Origin of the sequence: Streptomyces cavernicola (assembly GCF_029968035.1) — a bacterium.
Taxonomy (GTDB): Bacteria; Actinomycetota; Actinomycetes; order Streptomycetales; family Streptomycetaceae; genus Streptomyces; species Streptomyces cavernicola.
In genome coordinates this window covers 123,541-148,059 of sequence record NZ_JASCIQ010000013.1, presented here as the reverse complement: position 1 = coordinate 148,059, position 24,519 = coordinate 123,541, and the positions used below count along the sequence as shown (strand labels likewise).

Sequence of the window (24,519 nt, the reverse complement as noted above, 5' to 3'; positions counted from 1 at the left end):
CGTAGCGGCAGTGCCCGCTCCGGAGGGCGACAGGAGCGGCCCGCCCTCGCTCCGTCGCGAGACGCGGATCACTCTGCACCGAGCCATTAGGTGCTGTCCAAGACCAATAGCAGGGCGGATTGAGACGTGATGCAGCGCAATTCCTGTCCGGCCGGTGTCGCTCAGGCGTCCGGCCTTGGCGCGTCCTCCGGTGTCGGCAGGACCTCCTCCGCCACCCGCAGCACCGCGTGCAGTGCGGCCGACGGATTGCCCGTGCGCCAGCCGAGGGCGATCGGCAGGACCGGGACCTCCTCGCCGGCGAGCGGCCGGAACACCACATGCTCCAGGTGGATGTTGCGGGCCGACTCCACGACGACGGCCACGCCCACGCCCGCGCCCACGAGGGCCAGCATGTTGTACGAGTCGGGCGCCTCCTGGGCGATGCGCGGCGCGAACCCGGCGTCGTGGCAGGCCTGCACCATCGCGTCCCGTACAGCGGACTCGCGGGAGAGCGGGAACGTCACGATGGGCTCGCCCGCGAGCTCCCGCACCGGCACCTCCGCATGGGCGGCGAGCCGGTGGCTGTCGGGCAGGGCGAGGACGAGGCGCTCCATGCGGACGACGCGGGCGGTGATGCCGCGCCGCACCGGGAGGGCCACGAAGCCGAGGTCGAGGCTGCCGTCGGTGACCCGGCGCAGCGCCTCACCGGTGTACGTCTGCCCCTCCAACACCAGCTCGATGCCGGGCAGTTGGGAGGTCACGGCGCGGGTGAGGAGCGGCAGCGCCGAGTAGCTGCTGGCGCCCGCGAAGCCGAGGGTGACGCGGCCGATCTCGCCGAGGTGCGCCGCCCGTACGGTGCGGCGCACGGCGGACGCGTCGGCGAGCAGCCGCCGGGCCGGCTCCAGGAGGGCCTGCCCTGCGGGGGTGAGCCGGACCGTGCGGGTGGTGCGGTCGAAGAGCCTGACCCCGAGGTCGCGTTCCAGGAGTTTGATCTGCTGGCTGAGCGGTGACTGCGCGATGTGCAGCCGCTCGGCCGCCCGCCCGAAATGCAGTTCCTCGGCGACGGCCACGAATCCGGTGAGGTGTCTCAGCTCCACAGCCACGACGATACGGGGACCCGCACGAGACCCCTTCCCGCTCCCGGCCCTGGTCCCGGTCCTGGTCCCGACCCCGCCCCCACCCCCGGTCCCGCGCCTGCTCGGCGGCGGCGCGTGATCATCTGGATGGTAGGTTCCCAGCCGCAGAACATGTCATGAACACTGACCGAGGGAGCGAAGCACAGTGCGGCAGGCGATACGGAGCCGGATGGTTACGGGGGCGGCGGTGGGAGCCCTCGCAGTGCTGCTCACGTCGGGCTGCAGCATCGGCAGTACCGGCGAGGTGAGCAAGGAAGAGGTCGCGAAGAAGGCCTCGGAGGCGCTCGGCAAGCAGGTCGGCCGGGAGCCCGACGACGTCACCTGCGACAAGGGCCTGAAGGCCGAGGCCGGTGAGACGGTGCGCTGCGAACTGACCGCGGACGGGCAGACGTACGGCCTGACGGTCACCGCGAAGTCCGTCGAGGGCGGCAAGGTCGACATGGACTTCAAGGTCGACGACACCCCCAAGAGCTGAGCTCACGACACCCTCAAGAGCTGAGCGCGCGGCCGGCCGTCGACTCGCCACGCCCCACGGGCAGTTGGCGGTCGGCGGTCGGCACGGCACTGTCCGAGGCCGTTGATAGCTTGCTGTCACACCGGAACGATCACGGAGGACGGCAGTGCTGGAAGTACCACGCCACAACGTCGACGAGCGGCTCCTGACCGTGGCCTCGGACGGCATCAAGGACCGGACCCTCGACCGCTGGTACGAGTGGCGCTACGGCGGCCCGTCCCTGCGGAGCGTCGCCGGACTGCGGGACGCGCTCCTCGACAACGTGGGCGCGGGCGTCCAGGACGACGGGACGCCGACCGGGCCGTGGCACTCGGTCCTGGAGACCGCCGCGGAGTGCGCCTGGGGCATCCTCTGCGTCGGCTGCCACCCCGACGGGGACCAGGAGATCCGCCTGCCCCTCATCGGCTCGGACATCAGCACGGACGACGAGGAGGTCGAGTTCGGCGACCTCGCGGTGAGCCGGCCGACCACCACCGAGACCTGGGTGGACGCCTTCGCGCTGTGCCTGGTCAGCGGCCTGATCCGGGACTGGCGGCGGGTGATCGGCCCGCTCCTGGACGACTTCGCCGACGAGATCCGGGACGGCGTGCCGTACTCCGCGATGGAGTCGCGCTCGGAGCCCGCGGGCCTCGCGGAGATGGACGCGCTGCGCCGCTACCTCGCGCCGACGACCGGCGACGGCCCCGCAGGCTGGCCCCGCGAGCCGCTGCGCGAGCCCACCGCCGACGAACGCCGGGCCGCGGCCGGGCAGTTGGACGCGGCGGGGCCGCTGAGCCCGGACCGGCAGCTGCTGCGGGTGCTCCTCGACGACGACCAGGACGCGTTCGAGCAGGCGCTCGCGGCCCGGCTCGTACAGCACCGGGAGAGCGTGGGGCCCGACCCAGCGCCCAGGTCGCTGCTTCCGGTCGGCGCGCTCGCCCTGGCAGCCCTCGCGGTCCAGGTGCACGGCTGGGACCTCGCCGTCCGGTCCGGCTATCTGCCGCCCCGGTTCCTGGGCACCCCGCGGGCTTCCTGAGCAGCCGTGACTCCCCACCGGCGCCCCCGCTCCGGGCGTCGGCGAACGGGCCGGCGAGCAGCTCCGTGCGCGATCAACTCCCGCTCACCGCAGGGGACTTGACGCCCATCGGGGTCGCGTTCGTTCACGAAGCCGCCTCCCGCACGTCTCTTGACGAGTGGTCTCTACCACCCGCACCGTTGCCTGGTCCGGTTCTCGCTCCCCCACGCGTGCGGACACATGCGCCGGCCTGACGTACCGCGGGGACGTACCGCGGGAAGGGAGCACGCCTTGGCTCAGCAGGGGCTCAACCGGAAGCAGGTGCTCGGTCTGGCCGCGCTGGGGGCGGGCGCGCTGGCGTTCCGCCCCGGGCTCGGCGTCGCCGCCGCGGCCGCGCCCGTCGCCTCGGCCGCACCCGTCACCCGGGCCGGGCCCCGCACCGAGAACGGCGTCGCCTGGTGGGACGTGGCCGAGTGGGGCGTCGAGGGCAAGGGCTGGTCCGACACGGCGCGGTTCTACGACCGGCTGCCCGCCCGCGCGGAGCAGACCGTACGGCCGGTGGTGTGGGAGCTCAGCCGCAATGCGGCGGGGATGCAGGTGCGCTTCGCCACCGACTCCCCGTCCGTGCACGCCCGTTACGTACTCCGCTCCTCGCGCCTGGCCCTGCCGCACATGCCGGCCACCGGAGTCAGCGGGATCGACCTGTACGCGCAGGACGCGGCGGGCCGGCTGCGCTGGGCCGGAGTGACCAAACCGGCGTCGACGTCGGTGACGGAGCGGCTGCTGAACGGGGCGGATCCGGGGATGCGGCAGTACACGGCGTATCTGCCGCTGTACAACGGCGTCGAGTCGCTGGAGATCGGCGTCGAGGCGGGGGCGGCGTTCCGGCCGGTGGCGCCGCGGACCCGAAGACCCGTCGTCTTCTACGGCTCGTCCATCGCGCAGGGCGCCTGCGCCTCACGTCCGGGCATGGCCTTCCCCGCGGTCCTCGGACGCCGCCTCGACGTGCCGACCGTGAACCTGGGCTTCTCCGGCAACGCGTTCATGGAGCCGGAGGTCGGCGATCTGCTCGCCGAGCTCGACCCCTCGGTGTACGTGGTCGACTGTCTGCCGAACATGACGCCCGACCTGGTGGCCGAGCGTGCCGAGCCGCTGATCCGGCGGCTCCGCGAGGCCCGGCCCGACACACCGATCGTGATGGTCGAGGACCGGACGTACGCCAACGCCTGGCTGGTCGGGGCGTTGCGCGCACGGCACGAGGGCAGCCGGGCCGCGTACCGCGAGGCGTATCGCAGGCTGCGCACGTCCGGAGTGAAGGGGCTGTCCTACCTGGAGGGCGAGGGCCTGCTCGGCGACGACGACGAGGCGACGACCGACGGCTCCCATCCCAGCGATCTGGGCATGGCGCGGTACGCCGACGCGTACACGCAGGTGCTGCGGCGGCTGCTGTGAACACGGCGCGGAACATCCGTCCGGTACGTCAGGGGGTGCGTGTGAAGGTCAGACTGTTCGGCGCGGGCGTGGTGCTGTCCCTGGTCGCCTCGGCGGGCGTGCTGCAGGCCCCTGCCGCCGCCGGGGCGCGGGCGGAACCGGCCCCGGAGCTGCCGCTCGGCCCGCCCGGCCTGTCCGAGACGCGGACCACGACGACGCTGCAGCCGGGTGTCACGCTCACCCGGATCGTGCGCGGCGCGGACGCCCCGGCGCTCCCGTGGACGGTCGAGGTGGCCGTCCCGGGCGGCGAGACCTCGCCCGACCCGGACGCGCCGCCGACCGCGCTCAAGGACCGGGCGAGCGCCGACGAGTTGGCGGGCGAGCTGCGGCGGGACGGCTTCGACGCCCGCGCGGAAGAGGTGGTCACCCCGGCGGTCGCCGACTTCGCGGGCGGCGCGCTCGGCTGGCGGGTCCGCGTGGGTTCGTTCGCGGTGCGCTCCGCCGCCGACGCGGAGCGCACCCGCCTCACCGGCGCGGGCCACGCGGGTTCGACCCTCTACACCGGCTGGGACGGGGAGGCCGGGGATCGCGGCCCGTGGCGGGTCGATGTGCTCACCGTCGACCCGCGCAGGTTCCGCGGCAGCCTCGACGCGTCGTACGGGCCCGACCTGGAGCGGCGGGAGCGGACCAGTGAACTGGCGGCCGCGGGCGGCGCGTTCGCGGCGGTCAACGCCGGTTTCTTCGTCCTCGATCCGCGTGCGGGCGCACCGGGCGACCCGGCGGGCACGGGGGTCTACGGCGGGCGCGTGCTGAGCGAGCCGGTGGCCGGGCGCCCCGCCCTGGTGACCGAGGCGGACGGCGGGAGCCGGGTGGTGCGGACCGTCTGGCGAGGCAGGCTCGTCGGGCCCGACGCCGCCCTGGCGTTGGACGGCGTCAACCGGGTACCGGGCCTGGTCAGGAACTGCGGCGGCACCGCCGACGACACCCCCACGGCACGGCCCCTGCACGATGTGACCTGCCAGGACCCGGACGAACTCGTCGCGTTCACCGACGGGTTCGGCCCGCGGACACCGGAGGGCGAGGGCACGGAGGCCGTCCTCGACGCGCGCGGGCGGGTCCTTGAGGTCCGCGCGCCGCGCGGCGGGGTGCTCCCGGAGGGCGGCAGTACGGTGCAGGCCACCGGCGAGCAGGCCGACCGGCTCGCCCGCCTCGCCCGGGTCGGCGAGCGGCTGCGCGTCGAGGCGAGCCTCAGGGACGCGCAGGGAAGGGAGCTGCCCCTGTCGCCGTCGACGAGCGTCGTGAACGGCGGGCCCGAACTCGTCCGGGACGGGCGGCCGTACGTCACTCCGGCCGCCGACGGCATGGTGCAGGAGGGCAACCCGAGCTTCTACTACGGCTGGATGCACAAGCGCAGTCCCCGCACCCTGGCCGGGACCGACGACGCCGGGCGGACCGTCCTCGTCACCGCCGAGGGGCGCGACACGGACGCGCTCGGGCTGAGCATCCCGGAGAGCGCGGCCGTCGCCCGCGCGCTGGGGCTGCGCGACGCGGTCAACCTCGACGGCGGCGGCTCGACCACCATGGTCGTGCACGGCGACGTGCTCACCGATCCGTCCGACGCCGCCGGTGAACGGCCGGTCGGGGACGCGCTGTTGATCAGGCCGCGCCGCGACTGAGCCGGCCGGTGCGTTACGGAAACGTCCGCGAGCCGTCCACCCGAAGGAGCCGCAGTGACCTCCGTCCCGAGAACCCCACTCCCGCTACGCGCGGCAACCGTCGCCCGCAGGTTCCGTACGCTGCTCGTCCTGGCGCTCCTCCTCACGCTGACGCCGGCCGCACCGGCGCTCGCCACGTCCCGTACGGCATCGGGCGCGGAGGTCGTCGCCGTCACTCAAGTCGCCGAGCGCCAGGTCGACTTGACGGTGCGTTCGCCGTCGCTCGGCGGGCGTGCGGTGGGTGTACGGCTGTTGACCCCCGACGGGTGGGAGCCCGGCGACCGCGGCGGGAGCTGGCCCACGCTGTGGCTGCTGCACGGCTGCTGCGGCGACTACACGGCGTGGACCGGGCGGACGGACGTCGCGTCGATCGACAGCCTGCGCGACGTCCTCGTCGTCATGCCGGAGGCCGGCTGGAACGGCTGGTACAGCGACTGGTGGAACTACGGCCGGGGCGGCGACCCCGCGTGGGAGACGTTCCACACCGAGGAGTTGCGGCCGCTCCTGGAGCGGGACTGGGGCGCGAGCGCCGACCGGGTCGTGGCGGGCCTGTCGATGGGCGGTCAGGGTGCGCTGCTCTACGCGGCACGGCATCCGGGGATGTTCCGGGCGGCGGCGTCGTACTCGGGGTCGGTGCATCCGCTGCTCGACGAGGCTTCGGCGGCCCGGATCATGGGCTATTTCGCCGGTCAGGGCAACGATCCGCTGCGGGTGTGGGGCGACCCCGTCGAGCAGCGCGGGGTGTGGCGGGACCACGACCCGTACCACCTGGTCGAGCGGCTCCGGAACCTGCCGGTGTATCTGTCGTCCGGGGACGGCACGGCGGGCCCGCTCGACCCGCCGGACGCGGCGAGTGCGGTCGAGGCCGACTTCGACCGCCAGAACCACGCCCTCGCGGCGGCGTTGGAGCGGGTGGGGGCGCGCGAGGTGACGACGCACTTCTACGGGCCCGGCACGCACACCTGGCCGTACTGGCAGCGCGAACTCCACGCGTCCCTGCCGATGCTGCTGCGGGCGCTGGGCGTCCGGGGTTGAGGGCGAGGCCCGGTCAACTCCCTTACGCCCGCTGTCAGTTGCGGCTGCCGCTGCCCGCGCCTGGCCGGTCGGCGGCCTTCCCGCCGAGGAACCACACCAGTTCGGAGCGCTGCCGGATGCCCAGCTTGCGCAGGATGCTGCTGACGTGGGCCTTGACGGTCTTCTCCGAGATGTAGAGGCGCCGGCCGATCATGGCGTTCGTCATCGCCTCGTGCGCGATCAGGTCGGCGATCTCCCGCTCGCGCGTGGTCAGCGTCTCGGGATACTCGCGGTCGGGCGGCGTCGGGGCCGGGGCGGAGGTCTTCAGGGCCATCATCGCCAGTTCGGCGCCCACGAGCCGGCACTGGTCCTTGATCCGGCCCAACTCCAGGCGTAATTCGTCGACTTCGAGGAGCGCCACCCGCGACTGCAGGGTGTCCACCGAGCCGGCCACCTCCTCCAGGCAGTCGGTCGCGGTGTGCAGCATGTCGATCGGGGAGTCGAGCCGCCTGCGGTCCAGTTCGGGGAAGTCCCGGTAGAGGCGTTCCCGCGCCGAGGACCTGGCGCCCTCGTCGAGCGACAGGGCGAGCGCCTGGGCCAGCCATTCCAACGCGACGACGAAGGTGTCGTCGAAGACGTTCGGTCGCGGCGACTGCGTGTTCAGCATGCCGATGACCGTGACGGCGTCGGGTCCGAACATCGGCACCGCGACGGCGTCGCGGCTGGGTATGCCGTCGCCCATGGGCGCGCCCGCGTGGCAGCGGCGGCCGTCGTCGTACGTGTAGCGGTACGGCTTGGCGTGGGCGCGGATCCAGTGCGAGACCCCGGCCGTGCCGAACCGGGAGGTGTCGGCGCTGAGTTGCTCGCCGTCGCTGAAGATGTAGGGCAGTACGAGCGTGTTGTCGCCCTGGTAGAGGCCCACGTAGAACGTCTCGGCGGGCCCGATCGCGGTCGCGGCCCTGCGCACCACGGCGCACATGCCGCTGACGTCGTCGGGTGGCAGCAGCCGCAACTGGCGGTCGGCCAGGCGTAACGCGCCTCTGACCGTCTCTGGCAGTACCGACTCCAAGGCGATCCTCCGGTGGCTGACGTCGCGGCCGCAGTGGGCCACCGACGATATCCCGGACACCGAGGTGACGTGGGGGAATCGCGCCTTTCCTGACGGGTTGCTAGGCCGAAGACCTAGTCCGCGCCCGCCGGAGAATCGGCCGAAGTCGTAGCGCCACGACGGGGTTTCGGTCATTAAGGTCAACGGCAGGTCGACGCCGCGAGGACCGCACCACAGGGTTCCCGAGGGCCGCACCACGAGGTCTCCGCCGCAGCGGTGCGCACCGCTGCGGGCACGGCCCGGTCGACCGACTCACAGTCCCGGTGAAAGACGCTGCCGCGTCTCGGTACCCCCTGCCCCCCCCACGCGAGGAAGGCTCCTCCATGCCCAGCAGACGAACTCTTCTCAGGTCCATCGCCGCCGGTGCGGGCGTCGCCGCGCTCGGCGTCGCCGGTACGCAGGCGTTCGGTGAGACGGTGTCCGGCGGTGCGGCCGCGGCCGCTCCCTCGCCGCGCAAGGTCGACATCAACTCCGGCTCGTCGGGCTCCAACGTCACGGCGCTGCAGTACCTGTTGACCGCGTACGGGTACAAGACCACGGCGGACGGCGACTACGGGCCGCTGACGGAGAAGTCGGTCGCCAAGTTCCAGGGCGCCCGCGGTCTGGTGAAGGACGGCTGGGCCGGCCCGCTCACCATGAAGAAGATGCTCGACAGCGGCAAGGTCGCGGCGAAGCGGGGCTGGGACAACCGCAGCACCGTCCGCGCCGCCCAGACCCTGCTCGTCAAGCTCGGCTACGAGATGGCCGTGGACGGCGACTTCGGTCCGCTGACCAAGGAGAGCGTCGAGAAGTACCAGGCCAAGCGCAAGCTGACGGAATCGGGCACCGTCGACTACACCACCTGGACATACATGTTCAGCCCGCCGCGGAAGCCGGGCACCGGCTTCCAGAAGGGCAAGGCGGTCCTGGTGGCGCAGTCCGGCAGCGGCCTCTCGACGTGGGCGTACGACTGCGGGCCCGCGGCGTTCGTCGCGCTGCAGCTGCGGATGGGCCGCACGCCCGGCAAGTGGACCGACGTCGCCCACCGCGGTGACGCCATCAACTACGCGCGCCGCACGGTGCTCGGCATGACCAACAACACCCGCGGCACGGGCCAGATCCGCGACGAGGTCGGCGTGGTCGCCGGGTTCAAGCGGCTCGGTGTGGACCAGGCGAGGACCGGTGGGTTCGACGGCGCGCTCTCGGCGGTCCGGTCCGGCGGTGTGTCGATGCTCGGCGGCGACCTCGCGGTGTGTGCCAGGTGGAACGGCCGCTCGACCGGTTCCACGCTGCACTGGATCGCGCTGCTCGACTACAGCTCGAAGTCCGGCAAGTACCAGGTCGCCGACTCCAGCAGCAAGCACAACAAGCTGGTCTGGGTGACCCGCGGCCAGCTGGCCTCCTTCGCCAGTAGCTGGGGGGCTTCGGTCTGCATCAAGTGATGCGTGCCGGCACACGGTTGTAGTGGACGAGGTGGCCTCGGCGGGGGCCACCTCGTCCGCGTTCCCTGACGGTTCCCGGGGCGTTCCGGGGCGTCAGCGCGGCTCCAGCGGTACGACGGCGAGCACGTCGACCATGCGGTTCAGCTTGTTGCGGGCGCGGGTGGCGTTGGTGCGGGGCACGGTGATGCGGGCGGTCGCGTGGGTGTGCGTCGGGGCCGCGTACGACAGCTCGGTGACCGGGATGGTGCCGAGTGAGGCAAGGACGCGGCGCAGGGCGGAGGGTTCGTTGTGCAGGGTGACGGTGAGCGTGCAGTCGGGGTCGGCGTCGGAGTCGTACGCGGGGAGAGTCTCGTGAACCATGACCGGGTGCTCCTGTCGGAGGGGCTTGGTGAGCCGGGGTGTCGGGCGGGGCGCTGGTGGCGCAAACAAAAAGACCCCTCGCGGGTGCGAGAGGTCTGCGTGCGTGCGGTGGGCTAGCCGGGAGGGTTCTCCTCCGGGCCGCCCGGTGCAGGCACGCTGCCGCTAATAATCAGCTGGCGAAGCATGGATCGGACCTTACAGGGCACGAGCCGTTTCGGACGCTTCGGTCTCAGCATCCGAACACGGGCTCAGTCGTCGGCGAGCTGCAGCGCCAGCGCGAAGTGCACGCCGTCCGTCCCCGCGAGCACGCTGTCGAGCAGCGGGGTCAGACCGTGCACGACACCGCATGCGACGTCGTCGTCGGCAGGGCGCGGATCCGGGCCGCGAGTTCCGGCAAGTCGGGGTCCGGCTCGCTGAACCGTCCGGCGGCCACGAACACCCGGCCCGGCGTGGCCAGTTCCGCCAGGGCCGCTTCCAGGCCGGCCAGGGCGTCCGCGGTCAGGCGCCCGCCGCCACCGTGCGCGGGTCGAAGCCGAAGGGCAGTTCCAGGCGGTGGGCCCGCATCAGGTTCTCGTCGGCGAGGATGTCGCGGGTCGGCCCGTCCGCGGCGATGGCGCCTTCGCTCAGCACCAGGGAGCGGGGGCACAGTTCGAGGGCGTACGGCAGGTCGTGCGTGACCATCAGGACCGTCACGTCCAACGACCGCAGGATGTCGGCGAGTTCGCGGCGCGAGGCCGGGTCGAGGTTGGACGACGGCTCGTCGAGGACCAGGATCTCCGGGCCCATGGCGAGGACCGTGGCGACGGCGACGCGGCGGCGCTGTCCGAACGACAGGTGGTGCGGGGGCCGGTCCGCGAACTCCGCCATGCCGACCTGCTCCAGGGCCTCGCGTACGCGGGCTTCGAGCTCGGCGCCGCGCAGGCCCGCCGCCGCCGGGCCGAACGCCACGTCCTCGCGCACCGTCGGCATGAAGAGCTGGTCGTCCGGGTCCTGGAAGACGATCCCGACGCGGCGCCGCACCTCGGCCAGGTGCCGTTTGCCGACGGGGAGCCCGGCGACGGAGACCGTGCCGGCGCCGGCCGTGAGGATGCCGTTGAGGTGCAGGACGAGCGTGGTCTTGCCGGCGCCGTTCGGCCCGAGCAGGGCGACCCGCTCGCCGCGGCCGATGCGGAAGTCGACGCCGAACAGGGCCTGGTGCCCGTCGGGGTAGGCGTAGGCGAGCCCGGCGACCTCCAGGGACGGGGCCTCGGCCGAGGCGGCCTCGGGTGCGGGAGCAGGTGGAGTCACAGGAACCATCCCAGGAGACAGACCGCCAGGGCGGACAGCGGAAGCGTCAGGGCGTACGACCACTGCGCGCGGGAGGCCGTCACCTCGTCGATGACGGGCATGGACCCGGCGTAGCCGCGGCTGACCATGGCCAGGTGGACCCGCTCGCCGCGTTCGTAGGAGCGGATGAAGAGCGCGCCCGCCGATTTGGCGAGGACGCCCCAGTGCCGGACGCCGCGGGCCTCGAAGCCGCGGGACTCGCGGGCGATCCGCATGCGGCGCATCTCGTCGGCGATGACGTCCCCGTACCGGATCATGAAGGACGCGATCTGGACGAGGAGCGGCGGGAGCTTGAGGCGCTGCAGGCCGAGGAGGAGTTCGCGCAGCTCGGTGGTGGCGGCGAGCAGGACGGAGGCGGCGACGCCGAGGGTGCCCTTGGCGAGGACGTTCCAGGCGCCCCAGAGGCCGTCGACGCTCAGCGAGAGGCCGAGGACTTGGGTCTGCTCGCCGTGTGCGACGAACGGGAGCAGCACGGCGAACGCCACGAACGGCACCTCGATGAGCAGCCGCTTCAGCAGGAATCCGGCCGGTACGCGGGCCGCGTACGCGACGGTGGCGAGGAGCGCCGCGTACAGGGCGAAGGCCCACATGGCCTCGCGGGGGGTGGCGACCACGACGAGGACGAAGCAGAGCACGGCGGCGAGCTTGCAGTGCGGCGGCAGTGCGTGCACGGGTGAGTCCCCGCGCCGGTAGAGCCGGTGGGCGTGTCCGGCGCCCATGTCAGACCGTCTCCTCGGCCCGCGCGGACGCGGCCGCGTCGGCATCGGCGGTACGGCGGCGCCGCACCACCCAGAAGACCCCGGTCCCGGCGGCGACGGTGGCGGCGACGCCGATCACTCCGGCGAGGCCGCCGGAGAGGCGTCCGTCGGCGATGTCCTGGACGCCGTAGTCGGCGAGCGGGGAGTTCGCGGCGGCGTGCTCCTCGGCCTTCTTGTCCATGCCGTGGTCGGCGGCGACCTTCTCCAGGCCGTCGGGGCTCGCGGAGGCGTAGAAGCTGACGAAGCCCGCGAGGACGACGGAGGCGACGAGTCCGGTGATCCAGACCTTGCGCGGGGAGCGCGCACGACCGGGCGACGTGGCCGGGGCGGCGTCCACGAGCTCGCCGCCGACGCGGAGCTTGAGCGGTGCGGTGAGGCCGCGCGCGCCGTACACGAGGTCGGGGCGGACGGCGATGACGGCGCCGACGGTGGCCGCGGTGATGGCGGCCTCGCCGAGGCCGATGAGGGTGTGCACGCCGACCATTGCGGTGAGGACGGTGCCGGTCGGGACGTACGTGGTGCCGCCGAGGGCGTACATGCCGGTGAAGGCGGCGGCGGCCGCGGGCACGGAGACCAGCGCGGCGACGAAGGAGGCGACGGTCACGGAGCGGCGCTTCTTCGGCAGCACCTTGACCAGGCCGCGGAAGAGCGCGTAGGCGACGACGACGGTGACGACGCCCATGTTGGTGATGTTCACGCCGAGGGCGGTGAGGCCGCCGTCGGCGAAGAGCACGCCCTGCATCAGCAGCACGACGGAGATGCAGAGCACCCCGGTGTACGGGCCGACGAGGATCGCCGCGAGCGCGCCCCCGAGCAGGTGGCCGCTGGTGCCCGCGGCGACCGGGAAGTTCAGCATCTGCACGGCGAAGACGAAGGCCGCGACGAGGCCGGCGAGCGGCGCGGTGCGCTCGTCGAGTTCCTTGCGCGCCCCGCGCAGCGAGAGCCCGACGGCGCCGGCGGCGACGACTCCGGTGACCGCGGAGACGGGGGCGTTGATGAATCCGTCGGGTACGTGCATCGGGAGGCTCCGCTCTCGGCCTTCGGGGACAGCCGCCCTCGGGGACGGCCGTCTTCGGGGGACAGCCGCTCGATGATAGTGCCTTGTTGCAAGTGCTTCGCAAGAGCGGGCCGACGGATTTAGCGGGCGTACTCGGCCTCAGCGGGCGTACTCGGCGAGTTCGCGCACCGCCGTCCACCCCTGCGCCTCGGCCTTGGTCACGTCCAGGACGACGGGGTGTGCCAGCTGGGCCACCGCGTAGCAGGTGAGCACCGGCTCGGTGCGGGGGCGCAGCCGGGCCAGGGTCTCCGCCGCGCGGCCCGCCGTGCGCGCGGCGGGGAGCGGAAGGTGGCGGATGCGTGCGCGGACGCCGTGGGCCCGCAGGACGGTACGGATCGCGCGTCGCGGTCGTACGGAGTGGGGTCGGCGATGTTGTAGGCCCCCGGCGCCCAGTCGGCCGCCGCGAGGCAGGCCTCCGTGAGGTTCTCGACGGCCCGCCACGCGACGGGTGTCGATGCCGGTGGCCCGCTGCAGCATGCGGGCCGGCAGCCGGAGCCCGGCAGCCGCGGTGACCTGTTCCTGGAGGTCGTACGAGGACACCTCGGCCGCCGGCAGTGCGGAGGCCACCGCGGTGATGCCGACGCGGACCTGCGGGCCGCGGGCGACGTGGTCTGTATGCATGGAGGGAAGCTAGGCGGCCCGCCGGGCGTCCCGCCTGAGTACCGGTACTCAGGCGCCATGGGTACGCGGCCCGGCGAACAGGGAGTCCAGCGACCGCCGCCGGCACTCCCCGCCCGCCTCTCACCCCAACTCCCGCCGTTGTTACGGCTGTTCAGCGCGCTGCCGCAGCAGCTTCTTGTCGGGCTTGCCCGCGTCCGTGAGGGGCAGGGCGTCCAGGAAGGCGATGTGCGCCGGCTCGTACATCGCGCCGCGCTGTTCGCGTACGGCGGCGCGCAGTTCCTCCGCCGCCACCTCCACGCCCGATACGGGGACGACCGCGGCGTGCACCCGTTCCATGCGGTCGGCGTCGCGTACGCCGAAGACGGCGCTCTGCCGCACCTTCGGGTGGGAGTTGAGCAGGTCCTCCAGCTCGGTGGTGTACACGTGTCCGCCGACGACCACGATCATGTCCTTGAGCCGGTCGACGACGGTGAGGTAGCCCTCGGCGTCGAGGAAGCCGATGTCGCCGGTGTGCAGCCAGCCGTCGCGCAGCACTTCGGCGGTGAGTTCGGGCTGCTTCCAGTAGCCGGTCATGGTGCCGTCGGAGCGTACGCAGATCTCGCCGAGCTCGCCGTACGGCAGGTCCTTGCCGTCGCTGTCGAGGACCTCGACCTCGACGCCGGGCAGCACCTTGCCCGCGGAGCGCAGCCGCTCGGGCCGGTCCGGGTCGTGGTCGTCGGCGGCGAGGACGCTGATCCCGCCGGCCTCATTCTGCCCGTAGAACTGCACGAGCACCGGCCCGAGTCGGCGGACGGCGTCCGCGATCCGGGCGGGCGAGGCCTGGCAGCCGCCGTAGGTCAGTCCGCGCAGGCTGCTGAGGTCGCGGTGCGCGGAGTCCGGGTGGTCGAGGAGCTCGTAGAGCAGCGGGGGCAGCAGGAACAGGCGGGTGATGCGTTCGCGCTCGATGGCGGCGAGGACCTCGCCCGCGTCGAAGTCGTCGTGCAGGACGACGGCGCCGCCCGCCCGGATGACGACGTCGGCCAGCATGCCCGCGCCGTGCGCGAGGGTCGTGCACGCGAGCTGCCGCGCCTGCTCCTCCCCCGCCGGACGGACCGCGCTCGCCGTCCGGGCCATCCGGTCGGCCTGTTCGAAGGTGGTGACGATGCCCTTGGGGTGGCCCGTCGTACCGCCGGTGTGCCGGATGGTGCAGACGTCGTCGGGGCGGGCGCGGGCGGTGAACGGCTCGGCGGGCTGCGCGGCGGCGAGCGCGAGGAGGTCGGCCCCGATCTCGCGCTTGCTCTCGCCCAGCAGGAGAACGTGCGGTACGGGGGTGGCGGCGGTGATCTCCGCGGCGCGGTCGGCGTAGCGCGGGTCGACGATCAGCACCTGGGTCTCGACGTCCTCGACGATCGCCGTCTGCACCTCGGCGGAGAGCTTGTTGTAGAGGTGGTTGACGCGGCAGCCCGCGAGGTTGGCGGCGTAGCGGGCGGTGACGGTCTCGGGCAGGTTGCCGCTGAGCAGGGTGACGGTGGTGCCGCGCGCCACGCCTCTGGCGACCAGCGCGTGGGCCATGCGGTGTACCAGGGAATGGAATTGACCAGCCGTCAGGCGTTGGTCGCCGTGGACCAGGACCTCGCGGTCCGGGTCGGAGCGCAGCGCGTCGAGGGTGTCTTCGATGTGAGTGCGGAAGGGGCCCCTGTCCCCCTGGACCGAAGTCGTCCGGTTTTCCCGGGGAGTTGAGGGAGCGGAGGGGCTGGGGGTGTGGATGGTGGAGGTGGGGGTGACAGTGGGGGTGGTTATGGCTGCGGATGCCTCGGCGGGCATGAGCTGTCCTCCTGACATCACCGGCGCGCTCGTCCCTGTGCGCGCCGATGGGTGGTGCTCGGTCGGTCAGTGGTCGCCCGGTGCATTAATTGCCCAAGGCGACTAATTACCCAGGCTAACGCTCCGCTGCACCCGCCCACACCTCAGAACAAGCCAAGCCCACACGCTTGACCTCGTCTTTTCCTCTGCGTTCCCTGCCTTTGACCTGCACTTCCCTCGGGGCGGACACCGGGCCCCCGGCCCTCCAACTCCCGCGGGGAACGGGCCTGATGGCGTCGGCCCCGTCACCCGATCCTGTGGGGCGCCACGCCGAGGATGAGGTTGTCCAGAGCCTCGGGCAGGGAGCCGAACCCGGCGAGCCAGGTCTCCACGAGGTAGAGCTCACGGCGTTCGTCGACGCCGAGGAAGTACCGGCCGTGGTCGAGCTCGCCGACCGGGAAGAGCCGCCTGCCGAGCAGGTCACCCCACTCCGCGAACCGGTCGCCCTCCCCCAGCGCCAACTCCGGGTCGAGAGCGAAGGGTTCGCGGGCGCGGTCGACTCCGGGGCCGGCGATGTTCACGGTCAACCCACCGAATTCCTGGAGGAATGCATCGGCGGCGGCGTGCATCTCGTCGTTGGCCGCGCGGAAGATCAGGAGCTGCTGGTCCGTATCCTGCACCGGCAGGAGCGTCTCGAAGTGCAGGTCGAGCACGCCCCGTTGGCCGGCGACCACATCCGCGCAGGGTGACACGGGGCGACCTCAAGGCCCGCTGATGCCCCACGCAGTTCAGTCCGTTCGGTCCCCGCGTTCCGTCGGCGGGTCAGTGGAGCCTGGGCAGATAGATGAGTTCCTGGATGTTTCCGTCGAGGGTCCGCTGCTCGATCAGTTCCAGGTCGAAGTCGGCCGCGCCCGCGAAGATCGGGTCGAGACCGGTCCGGCCCGTGATGACGGGGAACAGGGTCACCTGCAGGCGGTCGACCAGGCCTGAGCCCATCAGCGCACGGTTCATCGACAGGCTGCCGTGCGAGCGCAGCGGCACGTCGGACTCCTTCTTGAGCCGCGCGACGACGTCCAGGGCGTCCCCGCTCTCGACGGTCGCGTCCGGCCAGTCGAGGGGGCCCTGCAGCGTCGACGACACCACCGTCGCCGGCAGGTTCCGCATCCGCGTGACCCAGGGGTCGCGTACGTCGGAGTCCTCGGTGCTCTCGGCCAGCATCTGCGCGAAGAGGCGGTACGTGTTGGCCCCGAGGACCATGCGCTGCTCCTCGTCGTACAGCGAGAGGCGGTGTTCGAGCAGCTCGGGGCCCTGTTTGCCCCAGTAGCCGGTCCAGTCGCCGCCTGCGGCTCCGTAGCCGTCGAGGCTGGAGAACACGTCGAAGGTGTAGGTGGCGGTCATGGCGCTCTCCTCGGGTGCGGGCGATCGGCGTGGGGGCGATCGGCGTGCGGTGCGTCGCGTCACACCTTTAGACCCGGTGCGCGCCTCGAACTCATCGCTCCGCCGGTCGACGGCTGCCTGCGCGGGTCACCGGGAGGGACGAGCCGCTCTGGTCCCGCCTGCCCCCGCGTACCCCCTGAGGTCCCGCGTATATCAGTCGAAGCGCGTCCCGTCCTCGCCGTACGTATGCGTGCCGGGAGCGCCCCCGCCCGCTCAGGACCTGGCCTGGGCCTCGCTGCGGGTGGCGCCGGCCTGGAGGGAGCGCAGGATCGCGTCCGGGTCTCCGTCGCGGCGCACCGCGCGGCCGATCTCCGTGCGTATCTCGCGGCGGACCGTGGACCAGGACCGCATGGACGTCGGCTGGAACCGTGCGCGCGGCAGCTGGCCGATGAACTTGTTGAGGCGGTCGCCCTTCGCGGCCACGGCCTCGGCACCGGTCTCGGTGACCGGGAGCGCGGCCGCGCCCCCGCCGCCGTAACTGGCCTCGGACTCCTTGCCGTAGACGAAGCCGAGGAAGGCGGCGCAGGCCGCGCGGCGGCCGTTCTGCCGGAAGGCGAGCAGCCAGTCGTTGATGCCGACGGGCACGGCCGCGCCGCCGCGCCGGGCGGGGAAGGCGGCGTGGGCGTACGGGACCTTCAGGCCGTCGGCCGCGTCCATGAGCACCGGGTGGGCGAGCATCATGCCGATGCGCCCGCCGAGGAACTGCTCGTAGGCGGCCGTGCGGCTCAGCTTCGCCGGGTCCGCGCCCGCGAGGCCCGGACCGACCAGCTCGTCCCGGAGCCAGGTCAGGGTCGCGACGTTCGGGTCGGAGTAGAAGTCGTAGCCGCTGGACGTCGTGTAGTCGCCCTCGCCCGCCAGGAGCCAGGAGTAGAGCTCGTCCTCGGCGGCCTCGGGGCCGAACTGCAGCCCGTACGGGGTCGGGACGCCGCTGCTCTGCAGGGCCTGAGCCGCGGCGCGCAGCTCGGCCCAGGTGCGGGGCGGGCTGTCGACGCCGGCCTTCTCGAAGAGGGCCGTGTTGTAGAAGAGGCGCGGGGTGCTCGCCATCAGGGGGATGCCGTACTGGACGCGGTGGACCTTGCCGGCCTGTGCGAGGGACAGCGTGAAGTCGGACTCGGTGGCGATGTCGAAGATGTCCGACGCGGCGTACAGGAGGTCGTTCGCCGCGTAGCTCGCGAAGAGGTTGGACTGCGCGATGTCGGGGGCCTTGCCGTCCCTGACCCGGCGGGCGAGAGTCGCGTCCAGCTTCTCGAACGGCACATGCTCGACGGTGACCTGGATGCTCGGGTGCTTCTTCTCGAAGGCCTTGACGACGCCGGCCCACTGGTCGCCGATGGAGGCGCCGACGCTCTTGTCATAGCTGGCCACCATCAAGCGCAGGGGTGTCCTGGTCTCGCCGGCGCCGCAGCCGGCGAGGCCTAGTGCCGCTCCCGAGGCGAGGGAGGCCGTCTGGTGGAGGAAACGCCGTCGCCGCACTTGGTCTTGCCGTCCCATCGTTCGTTCACCTGGATCGCTGGAGTCACCGGGGCCCACGGAGGCGTCTCGTCCTACGGAGGCGTCATGGGCGTACGGAGGCAACTCGGGCCTACGGAGGCGCTCGCCGCTGCTGCGCGCCGCCCCGGAACACGTCGGTGGCAGATTGTGCCACACGGGCATACCATGCATACATGCCCGGGAGCTCACTGACCGAGCGGCGCAAGGCCGCCACGCGTAGGGACATCGCCCACACCGCGGCCGCGCTCTTCGTGGAGCACGGACTGCGCGCGACGCGCGCCGAGGACATCGCCCGCGAGGCGGGCGTCTCCCCGCGTACGTTCTTCCGCTACTTCGCCACGAAAGAGGAGTCCGTCGCCCCGCTCTTCGCCGCGGGGACGCAGCGCTGGGTCGCCGCCGTGCGTGCGGCGCCGGACGGTCTGTCCGTCGCCGACGTGCTGATCAAGGCGGCCGACGACGCGCTCGACCCGGCCGCCGGGAGTCACGCCGAGAGCGTCGCGAACGCCGAGTCCCTGGAGTGGGTGCGCGCCTTGCTGCGGATGGCTGAGGACGCTCCCGCGCTCCGTTCCGTGTGGAACGACGCGTGCTTCGCCGCGGAGACGGCTCTCCTCGATGTGCTCGCCGAGCGCTCCGGGGTGTCTCGCGCCGAGGGGGAGCCGCCCTCGCGGGGGCTGCGTCTCGCGGCCGCCGTGGCCAGTACGGCGATCCGGGTGTCCGTCGAGTGCTGGGCCGCCACCGACGAACCGGCCGACGGCCGGCAGGGCCCCGGCGCCCTCGCGGCCCGTAGTTTCGAATCCCTCCGTGAATTTCCTTGGAGCTCCTCATGAGCGATCTCAGCAACAAGACGGTGGTCATCACCGGCGGCGCCCGCGGCATCGGTGCCGAGGTGGCCCGCAAGGCCGTCGCCGGCGGCGCCAATGTGGTCGTCGCCGACCTCCTGGAGGCCGACGGCCAGGAGCTCGTGAAGGAGCTGGGCGACCGGGCCCGCTTCGTCCGCCTCGACGTGACGTCGGAGGACGACTGGCAGCGGGCCGCCGAGTACGCCGTGGCCGAGTTCGGCCGGATCGACGGCCTGGTGAACAACGCGGGGATCTCGACCGGTCAGCCGCTCGAGAGCGAGACGGTGGAGCACTTCCGCCAGGTCATCGACATCAACCTGACCGGTGTCTTCATCGGCATGAAGACCGTGATCCCCGGCATGAAGGAGAGCGGCGGCGGCTCCATCGTCAACATCTCCTCGGCGGCGGGCCTGATGGGTCTCGCCATGACCTCCTCGTACGGTGCGTCGAAGTGGGCCGTCCGCGGCCTCAGCAAGATCGGCGCGGTCGAGCTGGGCACCTCGCGGATCCGGGTCAACTCGGTCCACCCGGGCATGACTTACACCCCGATGACCGCACAGGTCGGCATCCAGCAGGGCGAGGGCAACTACCCGAACACCCCGATGGGCCGGGTCGGCGAGGCCCCGGAGATCGCGGACGCGGTGGTGTACCTCCTTTCGGACGCGTCGTCGTACGTCACGGGCGCCGAGCTGGCGGTCGACGGCGGCTGGACGACCGGCCCGACCGTGAAGTACGTGATGGGCCAGTAGTTCCGCGCCCCGCCCGGAGCCCGGTCTCCTTCAGGGAGGCCGGGCTCTCGTCGGTTGCCGACACCCCCAAGGCGTCACCCCACGACGTCACTCCAGATGCTCGAACACCTCGTTCCAGAAATCGGAGTCCACGTCCACGTCGTGCGCGATCATGCGTTCCTGCAAGTCGGCGATCGCGGCGCTCCGTCGGCCTTCTTCCGTCGAGCGGTCCAGGGAGTCGGCCGACTCCGCTATCAGGCCGAGGAGCGCCGCGAGGGACGGGAGCGAGGCGGCGGCAGGGCCCTTCCAACCTCTCGCGTGGTCCCAGCCGTTGGGGTCGTAGTGGGTGATGCCGCCGTGATCGTCGAGCATCAGGTGCTGGTCGGAGCGGGCGGCCAGGAAGAAGCTGAAGTTCTCGGGCGGGGTGTCGTCGTCAGGGCGGCGATTGCCGTAGAGCTCGTCGGCGTCGAACGGCTCCAGGGCGCCCTCGTCCCTGAGGCTTGTCGTGTCGATCCCCACCACGTCGAGCCGGACCGCGGGAAAGCCGACCGTGAGCAGGAACTCCCGGGACTTCCGGTCCGTCAACTCGGCCGGCAGATCGGCCTCTTGAGGTCGCCAGAGCGAGCCCTCGCCGAACCGCTCCTCCAGCCATGCGGCGTCCGGCGTCTCCGGCACGGTCGTACCGCCGTTGTCCGTCTCCACTGCGTCCCCCTGCGTAGGTGTGTGCGCTCAGTGCCAGTCAAGCGCATGGCACTGACAACGCCGGTCCGGCGACGGACGCTCGCCCGAAAACGCTGGCTGGGTGATACGAGGCAGACCCCTCAACTTATTTGTGTCATCTGCCAGTACAGCCTCCGGACCTCGGCGAAGCAGACTCGGGCGCACCGCACCACAGGACCGACCGCAGAGGGGCAGTACGTGAGCGTGCAGCATCAGTACGACAAGATCGGTGAGGCATTCGAGGGGTTCAAGTCCCTGCCGCTGATGCGTTACGGGGAGGTGCCGAGCTTCCTGGGCATGGTGGGGGACGTCAGCGGCAGGTCGGTGCTCGACCTGGCCTGCGGCACCGGCTTCTACAGCAGGGAGTTCAAGCGGCGCGGCGCCGCGGACGTGTTCGGCGTGGACATCTCCGTCGAGATGATCGCCGCCGCTCGCGGCATCGAGGAGCGCGAGCCGCTCGGTGTGCGGTACGAGGTCGGCAACGTGTCCGAACTTCGGCCGCTGGAGCGGCAGTTCGATGTCGCGCTCGGCGTGCAGTGCCTCAACTATGCCGCGGACATCGCGGAGATGGAGCGGATGTGCCGCAACATCCACCGGAGCCTGGTGCCGGGCGGCGAGTTCTTCGTCCTCGCGCAGAAGCCCGACTACCGCTTCGACTCGACGCCCCTGGACAAGTACGGCTTCCGCTGCGAGGCGACCGGCGAGGTGGTCGAGACGGGGATTCGGTCCCGGGTCACGGCGCTTCTCGACCCGGAGCCGATCACCATCGAGGTGGCGACGCCGCGCCGGGACGTGTACGAGCAGTGCCTGAAGGCGGCCGGGTTCGGTGCGGTGGAGTGGGTTCCGCTGCAGATCTCCGAGGCGGGAATCCGCGAGTACGGCGAGGAGTTCTGGGCCGAGCTGCTCGCCAACCCGCCGCTGGAGATGTTCCGCTGCCGGGCCTGACGTATCCCTGCCGGGCCTGGCGTTGACTGCCCGGCTGACCGAGCCCTGTCGGGGCTGACCGAGCCCTGTCGGGGCTGACCGAGCCCTGTCGGGCCTGACGTTGACTGCCCGGCCTGGCCCCGCCCTGTCGGGCCCACCTGCGTGGGCGTCGGGCGTCAGCCCTCCTCCGCTCCGGTCAGCGCAGCGCCGATCAGGCGGGTGGCGAAGTCGGGGTCCTCGGTGATGCGGTTGATGTGCTCGGCGAGCAGGAACGCCGTCGCTTCGAGGGGGTTCATCTCCTCCTTGGTCCAGTACCCGTACTGCTTGCGCCACAGGCTCGGGCTCAGGCCCGTGCCTGCGGCGACGAGCAGGCCGGCCATGGTGGGGATGGCCTCGGGGCGGACGCTCCTCGGCATCATCCGCATGCCGGCCACGATGTTGGGCACCACGGCCTCGATGACGTCCTCGTCGTGCTCCTCGTAGACCCTGCTCAGCCACTGCATGTACATGTAGATGAGCGTGCAGGCCCCGTCGAGGAGGTCGTCGACTCCGCCGCGGCCGATGGATGCGGCGAACTGCTCGGTGAGGACCTGCTGTTCGGCGTCGGGCTCGGTCCGGCCGCCGTGGATCTGTTTGAGCCGGGAGTCGATCAGCATCAGCGCCGTGCCCACGTCGCCCGCGGGGGCGGTCTTCGGGTCACAGGGAGAGGGCGACGGAGAGGACGAGGGCACAGCATTCCTCCTCGGGGAACCGCGGTAGGCGTGGAAGACGCGACGTGTGCTCACGGTAGGCCGCCGCACCGACGACGGTCCGGCGAATGAGCCGGATTCACCGGCCGCGGGCGCGGGTTCCGGCGACAACCGGTCAAGGCAGGACGCGGTACGTGACGTGGGTGACGCCGGTCGCCGCCCTGGACGTGAGCTGTTCAAGCCTGAGCGGCGGGACGCCGTCGAACAGCCGCGTGCCGGCGCCGAGCGTGAACGGCACGATGTGCAGGCGCAGTTCGTCGACGAGGCCTGCGGCGAGGTACTGGTTGGCGGTGGTCGCGCCGCCGAGGACGCCGACGTCGCCGCCTTCGGCCGCCTCACGGGCCTGCGCCAGGGCCGACTCGATTCCGTCGGTGACGAAGTGGTACGTGGTACCGCCCCGCATGGGCTGCGGTTCGCGCGCGTGGTGGGTGAGGACGAACACCGGTCCGTGGAACGGCGGATCGTCGCCCCACCAGCCGTTCCACGGCCGGTCCCAGTCGCCGCGGACCGGCCCGAACATGTTGCGCCCCATGATGAACGCCGAGGGGGCGGCGAGCTCCTCGATCTCGGCGCGGTTCTCTTCCGGGGTGTCGAACATCCAGGCGTGCAGCCGGTCGCCCGTGCCGTCGCCGCCGTCGTGCCCGAAGGGGCGGTCCTCGGTCTGGTCGGTCCCGGCCGAGTAGCCGTCGACGGTGATCGTGAGGTTGACGTTGCACTTCACCGTGGCTGTGCGTGCCCGCATGACATCACCCCGACTGCGCCCCGACCGCGTCCCGGCTGGTCACCGGCCGCCGCAGCCCATTGTCCTCGCCGGGCCGGGCCGCCGCACCTCAACCGCTCTGCTCGACCGGCTCCCGTACCTGGTTCCAGGCCCGTACGAGGTTGCTGAACTCCTTGACCTGGACGAGGACATGGTCGCGCGCGGCGTTCTCGGCGGCCTCGCCGTCGCCGTCGGTGATGGCCGCGGCGATGGCGCGATGCTCGGCGAGGGAGCGCCGCATCCGGTCCGGCACGCGCAGCTGCAGCCGCCGGTAGGGCTGCAGGGCCCGCTGGAGCGCGTGCGCCTGCTGCCGCAGGTACTCGTTGCCGCACGCACCGTAGACGAGGTCGTGGAAGCGGGCGTTGGCGTAGTAGTAGCGGTCCGCGTCGCCGGCCCGCGCGTGCGTCTCGCACTCGACGAGGGCCTCCTCCAGCTCGTCGAGGGTCCGACGCTCGATGCGGCGCGCGGAGAGCCGCGCCGCCATCCCCTCCAGCTCGGCCATCACCTCGAAGCGCTCCGCCAGTTCGGCGACGCTCAGCTCGGTCACGTACGTGCCCTGCTTGGGGCGGATCTGGACGAGCCCGGAGCGCTGCAGGGCCTGGAGCGCCTCCCGCACCGGCGTGCGCGAACAGCCGAACTCCCGCTCCAGCTCGACCGGGTCGAGCCGCTCGCCGGGGCGGTAGCGTCCGTCGACGACGGCGTTCTCCAGCGCGTCCCGCACGCGCTGTGATTCCGGGACTCGAGCCATGGGCACCTCCGAGCGGCTCCGCGTTATATACATCATGCCCCATGATGCATACGGCAGGGCCTCGGCCGTACGGGGCCGGGGGCCTCGGCTGTACGGGGCCGGGCTGAGGGCCGAAGTCGGGGGCGGGTCGGGGCTCGGGGCTCAGGGCTCAGGGCTCAGGGCTCAGGGCTTCAGCGTGAACCTGAAGTCACTGGAGGTTCTGCCGCTCAGCCGGACCGGCGAGACGAGTGCGCCCTCCGCGAGCAGCCGCTCGACCTCCGCCCGTGAGAGCCGGCACCCTTCGGCGATCAGCCGCACCGGCCGAAGCGGGATCCGCGCCGCGAACCGCACCGAGACGTCCGCGCCCTCTCCGTCCAGGCGCTCCGAACCTCCGGTGTCGAGCCGCCAGGCGCCGTCCCAGTCGAGGGCGATGCGGTTGCGCCGCCGTACGGCCGGATCCTGGAGCAACTCGGCTGCCAGGGCAGGGTCGTTGGCGTGCATCCGGTCGAGGAGGTCGGGGCGTACGGAGCGTACGGAGCGTATGTTCATCCGCTCCAGGAGCGTGAGCTTCGCCGTGGCCCCGCAGGCGGTGCAGAGCGCGAGGAGCCAGGCGTCGATGCGCTTGTGGTTGGCGTTGACGCGGAACTTGCCGTTCGCGCGGAAGCGTTCGGACGCGCAGGCGTGGCAGCGTCGGCGGACGAGCGGCAGGCGGGTGGGCATGACGACCCAGGTGTTGAGCACAGGAGTACACCGGTTCCAGTGAGAAATCCGCAGCAGAAAGGAGCGCGGCGCACATGCGCGACGCGCGACAGATCAGCGCTCGGGAGGTCTCACAGGGTGTTCAACGGCACGCCCTCACCTGGACAACTCGGTTCCGGCAAAGGCTAGTTGGGCTGCGCAGCGCCGCTCCACCGGTTTTCACCCCCTC

25 protein-coding genes are annotated in these 24,519 nt (G+C 72.1%); 9 read left to right on the top strand and 16 right to left on the bottom strand.

The features are described 5' to 3' along the window. Positions 1-161: 161 nt before the first annotated feature. Complete coding sequence (locus QIS96_RS14800) at positions 162-1,076, bottom strand: LysR family transcriptional regulator (protein ID WP_282543019.1); 915 nt, start codon at positions 1,074-1,076, stop codon at positions 162-164. Between the two features lie 226 nt (positions 1,077-1,302). Here QIS96_RS14800 and QIS96_RS14795 point away from each other — a divergent pair, with 226 nt between their 5' ends. From QIS96_RS14795 to QIS96_RS14775, 5 genes are all read left to right on the top strand, one after another. Then, positions 1,303-1,590, top strand: coding sequence for a DUF4333 domain-containing protein (locus QIS96_RS14795; RefSeq protein WP_282543018.1), 288 nt, complete (start codon positions 1,303-1,305; stop codon positions 1,588-1,590). A gap of 145 nt (positions 1,591-1,735) precedes the next feature. Further along, positions 1,736-2,644 carry an immunity 49 family protein gene (locus QIS96_RS14790; protein ID WP_282543017.1) on the top strand — a complete coding sequence of 303 codons (909 nt, stop codon included), beginning with the start codon at positions 1,736-1,738 and terminating at the stop codon, positions 2,642-2,644. Positions 2,645-2,914: 270 nt separating this feature from the next. Further along, positions 2,915-4,075 carry an SGNH/GDSL hydrolase family protein gene (locus tag QIS96_RS14785; RefSeq protein ID WP_282543016.1) on the top strand — a complete coding sequence of 387 codons (1,161 nt, stop codon included), beginning with the start codon at positions 2,915-2,917 and terminating at the stop codon, positions 4,073-4,075. A 41-nt stretch (positions 4,076-4,116) separates the two neighbouring features. Continuing rightward, on the top strand, positions 4,117-5,730 hold the full coding sequence (locus tag QIS96_RS14780) for a phosphodiester glycosidase family protein (protein ID WP_282543015.1): 1,614 nt from the start codon (positions 4,117-4,119) through the stop codon (positions 5,728-5,730). Between the two features lie 54 nt (positions 5,731-5,784). Then, a complete protein-coding gene (locus QIS96_RS14775) occupies positions 5,785-6,804 on the top strand; it encodes an alpha/beta hydrolase (protein WP_408907188.1) in 1,020 nt (339 codons plus the stop codon). 34 nt (positions 6,805-6,838) lie between these two features. Here QIS96_RS14775 and QIS96_RS14770 read toward each other — a convergent pair whose 3' ends face one another. Beyond that, entirely contained in the window at positions 6,839-7,852 is a 1,014-nt protein-coding gene (locus QIS96_RS14770; RefSeq protein WP_282543014.1) for a LuxR C-terminal-related transcriptional regulator, read from the bottom strand. A gap of 362 nt (positions 7,853-8,214) precedes the next feature. On the opposite strand from QIS96_RS14770, the gene QIS96_RS14765 reads away from it, so the two are divergent. After that, the gene (locus QIS96_RS14765; protein WP_282543013.1) at positions 8,215-9,312 is read left to right on the top strand and encodes a peptidoglycan-binding domain-containing protein; all 1,098 of its coding nucleotides are present in this window, start codon (positions 8,215-8,217) and stop codon (positions 9,310-9,312) included. Positions 9,313-9,405: 93 nt separating this feature from the next. On the opposite strand, the gene QIS96_RS14760 is transcribed toward QIS96_RS14765, so the two are convergent. The 9 genes from QIS96_RS14760 to QIS96_RS14720 all read right to left on the bottom strand — a co-directional run bounded on the left by QIS96_RS14760 (position 9,406) and on the right by QIS96_RS14720 (position 18,144). After that, a complete protein-coding gene (locus QIS96_RS14760) occupies positions 9,406-9,672 on the bottom strand; it encodes an ACT domain-containing protein (protein WP_282543012.1) in 267 nt (88 codons plus the stop codon). A 498-nt stretch (positions 9,673-10,170) separates the two neighbouring features. Next, entirely contained in the window at positions 10,171-10,968 is a 798-nt protein-coding gene (locus tag QIS96_RS14755) for an energy-coupling factor ABC transporter ATP-binding protein (RefSeq protein ID WP_408907187.1), read from the bottom strand. Next, entirely contained in the window at positions 10,956-11,717 is a 762-nt protein-coding gene (cbiQ, locus tag QIS96_RS14750) for a cobalt ECF transporter T component CbiQ (RefSeq protein WP_282543010.1), read from the bottom strand. Before cbiQ ends, QIS96_RS14755 begins: the two co-directional genes overlap by 13 nt. A 1-nt stretch (position 11,718) precedes the next feature. Next, entirely contained in the window at positions 11,719-12,774 is a 1,056-nt protein-coding gene (locus QIS96_RS14745) for an energy-coupling factor ABC transporter permease (RefSeq protein ID WP_282543009.1), read from the bottom strand. A gap of 138 nt (positions 12,775-12,912) precedes the next feature. After that, positions 12,913-13,434, bottom strand: a complete 522-nt coding sequence (locus QIS96_RS14740; protein ID WP_282543008.1) for a hypothetical protein — start codon at positions 13,432-13,434, stop codon at positions 12,913-12,915. Positions 13,435-13,575: 141 nt separating this feature from the next. Further along, on the bottom strand, positions 13,576-15,237 hold the full coding sequence (locus QIS96_RS14735; RefSeq protein ID WP_282543007.1) for an AMP-binding protein: 1,662 nt from the start codon (positions 15,235-15,237) through the stop codon (positions 13,576-13,578). Positions 15,238-15,521: 284 nt separating this feature from the next. After that, positions 15,522-15,950, bottom strand: coding sequence for an SUKH-3 domain-containing protein (locus QIS96_RS14730; RefSeq protein WP_282543006.1), 429 nt, complete (start codon positions 15,948-15,950; stop codon positions 15,522-15,524). Positions 15,951-16,038: 88 nt separating this feature from the next. Next, a complete protein-coding gene (locus QIS96_RS14725) occupies positions 16,039-16,614 on the bottom strand; it encodes a dihydrofolate reductase family protein (protein ID WP_282543005.1) in 576 nt (191 codons plus the stop codon). Between the two features lie 252 nt (positions 16,615-16,866). Beyond that, a complete protein-coding gene (locus QIS96_RS14720; protein ID WP_282543004.1) occupies positions 16,867-18,144 on the bottom strand; it encodes an ABC transporter substrate-binding protein in 1,278 nt (425 codons plus the stop codon). A gap of 173 nt (positions 18,145-18,317) precedes the next feature. Here QIS96_RS14720 and QIS96_RS14715 point away from each other — a divergent pair, with 173 nt between their 5' ends. Beyond that, the gene (locus QIS96_RS14715; protein ID WP_282543003.1) at positions 18,318-18,971 is read left to right on the top strand and encodes a TetR/AcrR family transcriptional regulator; all 654 of its coding nucleotides are present in this window, start codon (positions 18,318-18,320) and stop codon (positions 18,969-18,971) included. Then, positions 18,968-19,732 (top strand): SDR family oxidoreductase, encoded by a 765-nt coding sequence (locus tag QIS96_RS14710; protein ID WP_282543002.1) that lies wholly within the window; start codon positions 18,968-18,970, stop codon positions 19,730-19,732. Before QIS96_RS14715 ends, QIS96_RS14710 begins: the two co-directional genes overlap by 4 nt. Positions 19,733-19,819: 87 nt before the next feature. Here the strand turns inward: QIS96_RS14710 and QIS96_RS14705 are convergent, their stop codons facing one another. After that, positions 19,820-20,413, bottom strand: coding sequence for an SUKH-4 family immunity protein (locus QIS96_RS14705; RefSeq protein ID WP_282543001.1), 594 nt, complete (start codon positions 20,411-20,413; stop codon positions 19,820-19,822). A gap of 216 nt (positions 20,414-20,629) precedes the next feature. On the opposite strand from QIS96_RS14705, the gene QIS96_RS14700 reads away from it, so the two are divergent. Then, a complete protein-coding gene (locus QIS96_RS14700) occupies positions 20,630-21,376 on the top strand; it encodes a class I SAM-dependent methyltransferase (protein ID WP_282543000.1) in 747 nt (248 codons plus the stop codon). A gap of 155 nt (positions 21,377-21,531) precedes the next feature. Here QIS96_RS14700 and QIS96_RS14695 read toward each other — a convergent pair whose 3' ends face one another. From QIS96_RS14695 to QIS96_RS14680, 4 genes are all read right to left on the bottom strand, one after another. Beyond that, positions 21,532-22,011 carry a hypothetical protein gene (locus QIS96_RS14695; RefSeq protein WP_282543049.1) on the bottom strand — a complete coding sequence of 160 codons (480 nt, stop codon included), beginning with the start codon at positions 22,009-22,011 and terminating at the stop codon, positions 21,532-21,534. A gap of 208 nt (positions 22,012-22,219) precedes the next feature. Next, positions 22,220-22,846: a dihydrofolate reductase family protein gene (locus QIS96_RS14690; protein ID WP_282542999.1), complete on the bottom strand. Its 627-nt coding sequence runs from the start codon at positions 22,844-22,846 to the stop codon at positions 22,220-22,222. Positions 22,847-22,934: 88 nt separating this feature from the next. Next, positions 22,935-23,612 (bottom strand): GntR family transcriptional regulator, encoded by a 678-nt coding sequence (locus QIS96_RS14685; RefSeq protein WP_282542998.1) that lies wholly within the window; start codon positions 23,610-23,612, stop codon positions 22,935-22,937. A gap of 162 nt (positions 23,613-23,774) precedes the next feature. Next, positions 23,775-24,332: a DUF1062 domain-containing protein gene (locus QIS96_RS14680; protein WP_282542997.1), complete on the bottom strand. Its 558-nt coding sequence runs from the start codon at positions 24,330-24,332 to the stop codon at positions 23,775-23,777. Positions 24,333-24,519: the final 187 nt, after the last annotated feature.

What these genes read in the sequence shown, in the direction of transcription:
- QIS96_RS14740 (WP_282543008.1), bottom strand. Translation starts at nt 13,434, where the DNA reads ATGCATACAGACCACGTCGCCCGCGGCCCGCAGGTCCGCGTCGGCATC.
- QIS96_RS14735 (WP_282543007.1), bottom strand. Translation starts at nt 15,237, where the DNA reads ATGCCCGCCGAGGCATCCGCAGCCATAACCACCCCCACTGTCACCCCC.
- QIS96_RS14690 (WP_282542999.1), bottom strand. Translation starts at nt 22,846, where the DNA reads ATGCGGGCACGCACAGCCACGGTGAAGTGCAACGTCAACCTCACGATC.
- QIS96_RS14725 (WP_282543005.1), bottom strand. Translation starts at nt 16,614, where the DNA reads ATGACCGCCACCTACACCTTCGACGTGTTCTCCAGCCTCGACGGCTAC.
- QIS96_RS14715 (WP_282543003.1), top strand. Translation starts at nt 18,318, where the DNA reads ATGCCCGGGAGCTCACTGACCGAGCGGCGCAAGGCCGCCACGCGTAGG.
- QIS96_RS14710 (WP_282543002.1), top strand. Translation starts at nt 18,968, where the DNA reads ATGAGCGATCTCAGCAACAAGACGGTGGTCATCACCGGCGGCGCCCGC.
- QIS96_RS14695 (WP_282543049.1), bottom strand. Translation starts at nt 22,011, where the DNA reads ATGCTGATCGACTCCCGGCTCAAACAGATCCACGGCGGCCGGACCGAG.
- QIS96_RS14745 (WP_282543009.1), bottom strand. Translation starts at nt 12,774, where the DNA reads ATGCACGTACCCGACGGATTCATCAACGCCCCCGTCTCCGCGGTCACC.
- QIS96_RS14720 (WP_282543004.1), bottom strand. Translation starts at nt 18,144, where the DNA reads ATGGGACGGCAAGACCAAGTGCGGCGACGGCGTTTCCTCCACCAGACG.
- QIS96_RS14755 (WP_408907187.1), bottom strand. Translation starts at nt 10,968, where the DNA reads ATGGTTCCTGTGACTCCACCTGCTCCCGCACCCGAGGCCGCCTCGGCC.
- QIS96_RS14765 (WP_282543013.1), top strand. Translation starts at nt 8,215, where the DNA reads ATGCCCAGCAGACGAACTCTTCTCAGGTCCATCGCCGCCGGTGCGGGC.
- QIS96_RS14760 (WP_282543012.1), bottom strand. Translation starts at nt 9,672, where the DNA reads ATGGTTCACGAGACTCTCCCCGCGTACGACTCCGACGCCGACCCCGAC.
- QIS96_RS14685 (WP_282542998.1), bottom strand. Translation starts at nt 23,612, where the DNA reads ATGGCTCGAGTCCCGGAATCACAGCGCGTGCGGGACGCGCTGGAGAAC.
- cbiQ (WP_282543010.1), bottom strand. Translation starts at nt 11,717, where the DNA reads ATGGGCGCCGGACACGCCCACCGGCTCTACCGGCGCGGGGACTCACCC.